General features: G+C 37.1%; 7 protein-coding genes and 2 pseudogenes. 3 read left to right on the top strand and 6 right to left on the bottom strand.

From position 1 onward, the window contains the following. Nucleotides 1-228 precede the first annotated feature (228 nt). The 4 genes and pseudogenes from AA81_RS12665 to AA81_RS15055 form a co-directional block, all read right to left on the bottom strand. Nucleotides 229-525, bottom strand: a complete 297-nt coding sequence (locus tag AA81_RS12665; RefSeq protein WP_199676860.1) for a DAK2 domain-containing protein — start codon at nt 523-525, stop codon at nt 229-231. An 18-nt stretch (nt 526-543) separates the two neighbouring features. Further along, nucleotides 544-774: a hypothetical protein gene (locus AA81_RS12660; RefSeq protein WP_103899243.1), complete on the bottom strand. Its 231-nt coding sequence runs from the start codon at nt 772-774 to the stop codon at nt 544-546. Nucleotides 775-962: 188 nt separating this feature from the next. Further along, a complete protein-coding gene (locus AA81_RS12655) occupies nt 963-1142 on the bottom strand; it encodes a hypothetical protein (RefSeq protein WP_103899242.1) in 180 nt (59 codons plus the stop codon). Between the two features lie 401 nt (nt 1143-1543). Next, nucleotides 1544-1747, bottom strand: a pseudogene (locus AA81_RS15055) (IS91 family transposase); the annotation flags it as partial. Nucleotides 1748-1792: 45 nt separating this feature from the next. On the opposite strand from AA81_RS15055, the pseudogene AA81_RS15015 reads away from it, so the two are divergent. Then, a pseudogene (locus AA81_RS15015) lies at nt 1793-2050 on the top strand (ISNCY family transposase); the annotation flags it as partial. A gap of 395 nt (nt 2051-2445) precedes the next feature. Here AA81_RS15015 and AA81_RS12640 read toward each other — a convergent pair. Next, entirely contained in the window at nt 2446-2946 is a 501-nt protein-coding gene (locus AA81_RS12640) for an LlaJI family restriction endonuclease (RefSeq protein ID WP_103899240.1), read from the bottom strand. Nucleotides 2947-3317: 371 nt separating this feature from the next. Between AA81_RS12640 and AA81_RS12635 the strand changes: the two genes are divergently transcribed. Together AA81_RS12635 and AA81_RS12630 are read left to right on the top strand one after the other, a co-directional pair. Continuing rightward, a complete protein-coding gene (locus AA81_RS12635) occupies nt 3318-3914 on the top strand; it encodes a rhomboid family intramembrane serine protease (RefSeq protein ID WP_103899239.1) in 597 nt (198 codons plus the stop codon). 48 nt (nt 3915-3962) lie between these two features. Continuing rightward, nucleotides 3963-4703, top strand: a complete 741-nt coding sequence (locus AA81_RS12630) for a CPBP family intramembrane glutamic endopeptidase (protein WP_103899238.1) — start codon at nt 3963-3965, stop codon at nt 4701-4703. Between the two features lie 199 nt (nt 4704-4902). Here the strand turns inward: AA81_RS12630 and AA81_RS12625 are convergent. Beyond that, the coding region (locus tag AA81_RS12625; protein WP_103899237.1) for a recombinase family protein at nt 4903-6159 on the bottom strand (1257 nt) is incomplete at its 5' end.

Here is a 6159-nt window from a genome sequence, read left to right as displayed (position 1 = left end):
ATTCATTAACTGTACTTCTTTCATCTCTATTTTCCCTAAAAACTTCTTCAATTCTAATTACTTTCCAATTTTTTGAAGAATTACTTCGATTTTCAAAGAGCATTTTGGATAATTATCCAATATTTTAGTTCTTTTTCTTCTTGCCTTAACTTAATTTACCTTTAGTTAATCGTTGCTTTGACCTATTTCTGAAGTGGGTATTTTTTTGTATTTGCCGTATGCACTGCATCAACCCAAAGACTGTACCATCCCGGTAAATATAACGCCAATTGCAACCGCGCCTGCATCCGGATATCCGATGCTTCGATCACCTAGATAGGTTGCTCTTCCTTTCATCGCAATAATTTCTTTTGTTTTCTCTGCCCCGGAAACTGCTGCATCGGCAGCTTTTTTCATCGCCACAATCATCGTTTCTCCGGCTTGGTTGCTATCCCTCAAGGACTCTGCAGCAGGAATTAAAGCATCTAGTAATGTCTTGTCTCCAAGCTTTGCCCCTCCTCTTTTTTGTATTCCATATCTATTCACCTCCAATCACTCATTCGTTTATATTTTAAAGGGCAATGCATCTGATGGATAATCCAGCAACTCCTTTAGTTGCGCATCCAATTTTAAAAATGCTTTGTCATAAGCATCAAGGGTACTATCATTGCTCAAAAACATATCCGTAGCTGTATCACATAACGTTTTCAAATAAGTACAAAAATTTTTACGTCCTACATTTGCACTTGATATACTAATATCTTTGTTATTCTTTAAAATTTCAGATGCTTTCAAACTAATTCAACTTCACTCTCTCTTATTGTCATTATGATAATATTGTCTTGTTAATATCAATAATACCATAAGATAGAACGGTTGTCAATAGGGCAAAATAAAAAAGCCACACTTTTTTCGTGTGACTCTTTTAGTATTTTTCAGGATAGATAGCAAATAAAACAGTACTGGCTAACGCTTAACAGGTTTCAGTTTACTTTGAATGGGTTGCATTGGTCATTTTTATCGGTATTCTTTAACACTTCGGTTATTATCTTACTACCTTCTAACCTACGAGAGAAATCGTCACTGTAAATGTTCTTGAATTGTTCGTCTGCTTGCTTAGTGATTTTCTGTTGTAAAAACGGATTGTTGTAATCAAGACTCATGCTATCACCTCTTTCCTATAGTATAACACATTCGAGAGTTCGTTTAGGAATAATCAGAAAGCAGCATCCAAATAAAACGCTGTCTACCAGGTTGATAGGAACTGTCATTTCGGGGTTTTTAGCAGTTGTTGATAGGAACTGTCATTTCGGGGTTTTTAGCAGTTTTCCGTCGAAATTCGGATTTTTCTCCGAACTACAACCATTTTTCCAGCCCGAACAACTGAACCAATCAAAAATTTTCGGCAACGCCAACAATTAGCATTATTGTTCAGTCTATTTTTGCTGTCAATACCTGATTCTCACCAATTTGACAAAACTTTAAAATATATCTCCCACGGGTCGCTGTATAAGCATCGATTTCGAGGTGTTATCCTGTTCTGCATAAACTTCGTTTTTGGGTATTATACCGACACCAGTGCCAGCTCAGGAGGTGAACGAGCGCAGACGGTCTCTGGTTGCTCTCGTTTTTGCTGACTTGCCCAGTCAATAATCTTGGTAAGCTCTTTAGGATCCTCGATAATCGCCACAACCGACATTGTCCCCTGACATTTCGGACAGACAAATGGGTCTACCTCGTAGACTTTTTGTAACAACCTTGCCCAGCTTAAGTATGATAGACTGTTTTTCGTACATCTCACTAATGAGATTAAAGCAGTTCTAAAATAGGTGTTAAAGCCATATACGCTGGTGTGGTATATGATACTTTAGTTCTTGAAGAGCGCCCGAAAAAGAAGGCTTTAAAGTCTTCTAAAAAGCAACCACAAAAGCGTACTCCTGTAAAGCCTGCTGCTGATCATCCATGGCGACAAATGCCACAAAAGAGGCCCAATTTCGCGTACGAAGAAACCGACCGTGAAATTATTGAAATGCTCAATCAGCTCTTCAATTCCACACGAGCATGGGCCTGAGAGAAGATATTCTTAATTTCATCATACCGCTTTTGATAAGTTTTATCAAGGGCTTTTTTTCCCATGCTCTTTTTTAAAGTAGTTTACCTGCAATGGCTGTCAAGTAGATCGTGGAATAAGTTGGCCTGACCCGCAAAGCCTTGCTACTTATGCCGCGAAAGCTACTTGACTGCCGACTTTACAAACACGCTTTTGTTTATGCCGGTGGGTGGCTCCATAGGCTTTACCCTAATTTTATCACGCACCCGGCCTTAGCTATAACTTAGCGAAAAAACTCACTTTTCCATCTTATCTCACTTTCATGATTTTTCTCTTGTCGTTATTTCTAACTCGTTACTTAAAAAGCAAAATTATATCTCGAAAGTGACATTTTCATAGAATAAAATCATGATTTTTTAGGTGACATTTTCACAGGTTATTGACAGGGGTATTTGTGGTGGTTCAGGCATATATGGAGTAAATAGCCATCCTAGTTTTGAAAAACTTTCATATACACAATGTCTGTGTATATGGGTTATTAACTTATTCTCATTCGGAGTTGATTCTCGAACAGTATATTGTGTATACACTGGTGAAAAGTTAGACTGTATCAATGCCTTTTGCCTTTGTATAGTTTTTGCCCAGTCAATATTTCCACGGTCTCTTGTTTTATATACAGGTTCAGTTTCCATATAGTAACCGTTCTTCTCCATAAAATAATATATAACCTCTAGATAAGCATTAATAGGAAAGTCGACTGATTGTGGGGCCTCAAACTTATTCATAGCAAGCACTCGGTCAGAGCTATCAGTAAACTCAGCCAACACTTGAAACAAATGAAGTATATCACGTTTAACATCTATTTCATTCTCTGGAAGATGATAACCAACAGGGAAATAGACTACTACATCAATCATTAATGTCCTGTTATAAGAAGAGCGATTTTATGAAATGATGAGGATTTCAAAAAAAGTTGTGTTATGCATCGAGTGAGTGGATGTCATACGTCCGGAGCTTATAGATATGCGCCTCGTCATACGGCAGCATATATTCACCGCGCAGGGGAGCTTCCCTCATTGACATCGCTGATAAAGGCTGATATAATCGTATTCTCGTATCTCAATTATGAATCCAAATAGTTATAAGACATCTTATTCCTTTGAGAACAAAAATTAGTTTAATCAATTTTTCTCTCAATGTTTAAAACGATGTCTGATTGCATTTTTCATATTTAGAATCAGCATTAACCATAAAATGATTTTAATTGAGTTTATCCTGGAGGGGAACAATGAATCTGAAAAAGTATTTTACAAAAAACTTAGCTGTATTGGTACTTATATGTATCAATATAATTGTCTTTATCGCTCTAAATGTATTTCCGAATCTTGGTGACAATTTTCTGCTGAACGCTGATCCCCAAATAGCCTTTGAGAAACCATGGACTTTAATAACAGTCTTTTTTTCTCATGTACTTCCAATACATATTTTATTGAATATGCTTTTGGTTCTTATCTTTGGTACTGAACTAAATAAAGAAACAAGCGCAAAAGTACTTTATTTTGCTTATGTTGTTTGCGGCTTTATTGGCAGCTTAACTATTTTTATATATGCCCCGTTGATCGACTATAATGGTGGATTGATATCAGGTGCATCAGCTGCTGCTTTTGGTATTGTTGCAGCTTATGCTACGCTTAAGCCGGATGCATTGATCTTAAATTCCAAGTCTAAATATTGGCTGATAGCATTATTTGCAGTTAATGCGATCCTAACGATAAGAAATCCGCAAGTTTCTATTGGGGGTCCTGCCCACGCGGTAGGTATCGTGGTAGGAATGTTTATCGGTTGGTTATTAAAGAAAAAGCTTAGTGTAAAAAGCAACGATTAGTTTTATTAGCTTCAAAACCTATGATAATAGTACGAACGGAGAAGATGCATGGCAGTCAATAAATCAAAAAGAGCAAGGATAGTTATCACAATATTATTGGTATTCCTATTTCAGCAAGCTTGCAGCAAACTTGGTTCACTTGTTGCTAACATGTTTGACTACAGCACAATTGATAAGAATGGTGTATTTGCCTGGATCTCTATACACCACATAGTTCAGGCACTTTTAGCATTAGTGCTTATTATTATAATGTCAAAAACATATAATATCGATTTTGGGTTAAAAGTTGGTGATAAAAGGACAGGACTAAAATATGTCAAGATTTTTACTTTGGCAATGTTGGCATATATAGCGATCATATCTGCTATCAGATATCTTAGCGGGCAAATATCGCAATATGACTATCCATTGACCTGTACAAATGTATTAGGTTATTTAAGCTTTCAATTGTTTCTTTCAGGTCCTTCAGAAGAAATTTTGTTTCGGGCCTTGCCAATTTCAATAATTACATGTCTTATTCCAAGTGAAAAGGGCATTAAGATATCAAAGCTGCATATTTCATGGGCAAATTTGATTTCTGCGATATTTTTTGCCCTTGCGCATATAAAATGGACGGTGAACCCGTTTTCGGTAAGTATGAATTATTTCCAGTTACTATTTTCGTTAGTGTTAGGAACAATGTATGGTATCGTATATCAAAGGAGCAAAAGTGTTATATATCCGATGATGATGCACAGCCTATCAAATGTGGCGATAGTTGGGGCCGAGTATATTTTATCGATAATTTGATACTTTTTCTGGTAATGGCAAGCCTGTGCCTTATATAAAAGGTACAGGCTTGAGTTGATCTTAACGATTTTTTTTGCAGAAAGTTAAACAAATTCCAGTCCATATTACTATACAATTCCAAAAGGAATATTAGTTTGTTTCCTGTTGCTATTCGCAATAATATTAGTGCTCCTCCTCAACTGGCGGTAATATTATAATCCTATAGATTCACTTCTATTTCTAACCCAGACTTAAACTCAATCATTATCCTGTCATCATATACAATGGCTTTTTCAACTAGTTTTCTGACCAGTTTATCATCAAACTCCGTAATATCACCAGTTTGCATATCAAGAAAGTCCGTCATCTCAGCAATCCGATCTCTCTTATCTTGGCGGAGAGCGTTTCTTGAAAGTGTTTCTTGTCTTAAATCTCGCAACCTATAAATTTCATTTACAATATTATTGTATACTTCCTTTGAATTTGCCTTTTGAATTAACTCGGCTTGAAGCTCTTCCAGCCTTTTATCAATATCTGCCGTACTCTCGTCCAAATCCTCGTTTAATACGGTTTCAATATTCTTTTTCAGTATGGCCAGGAAAGAGTTTTTCCCGCTGACGGCTATATTGATAGCTTCTACAATCTTCTCTTTGAGAGTATCTTCAAGTATAGTGGAAGCGGTACAAAACAAACCGGTGTTTTCCAATCTGCTGACGCATCTCCAAACGATGGATTTTTTCCCTCGGTTATTCCAATGAACCCTGCGGAATACTTCATGACACTTGCCGCAGAACACCATTTGGGATAAGGGATGATTATTGCTGTAGTTTCTCTTCTTTCCGTTCTTACTTATATGCACACATCTTCTGCGGACAAGCTCTTCCTGAACCTGCATATAAATTTCACGCGGGATTATGGGCTCATGGCTGTTTTCTACATAGTATTGAGGAACTATGCCGTTATTGGCCACCCTTTTCTTCGATAAAAAATCTACTGTATAGGTTTTCTGCAACAGCGCATCACCGATATATTTTTCATTCCTCAAAATCTTATTGATGGTGCTGGTATGCCATCTGTGATTGCCTGCACCTGTCAGAATTCCGTCAGCTTCCAGACCTCTTGCTATCTGTAGCATACTGGAACCTTCAAGGTATTCTCTGTAAATGCGTTTAACGATCTCTGCTTCTTCAGGTACGATAACTAAATTGCCATCCTTATCCTTTGTATAGCCAAGAAACCGGTTGTGATTAATATGGATTTTTCCTTGCTGATATCGGTACTGAATACCCAGTTTTACATTCTGGCTTAACGATTGGCTTTCTTGCTGCGCCAAAGAAGCCATAATGGTCAGCAGGATTTCCCCTTTGGAATCCAATGTGTTTATATTTTCCTTTTCAAAGTAAACTGGAATATTTTTTTCTTTAAGCTGCCTTATGTACTTTAGGCAGTCCAGCGTATTTCTTGCAAAACGGCTGAT

The sequence above is a fragment of the Petrotoga halophila DSM 16923 genome (assembly GCF_002924615.1).
This window is presented reverse-complemented; position numbering and strand designations above follow the sequence as displayed.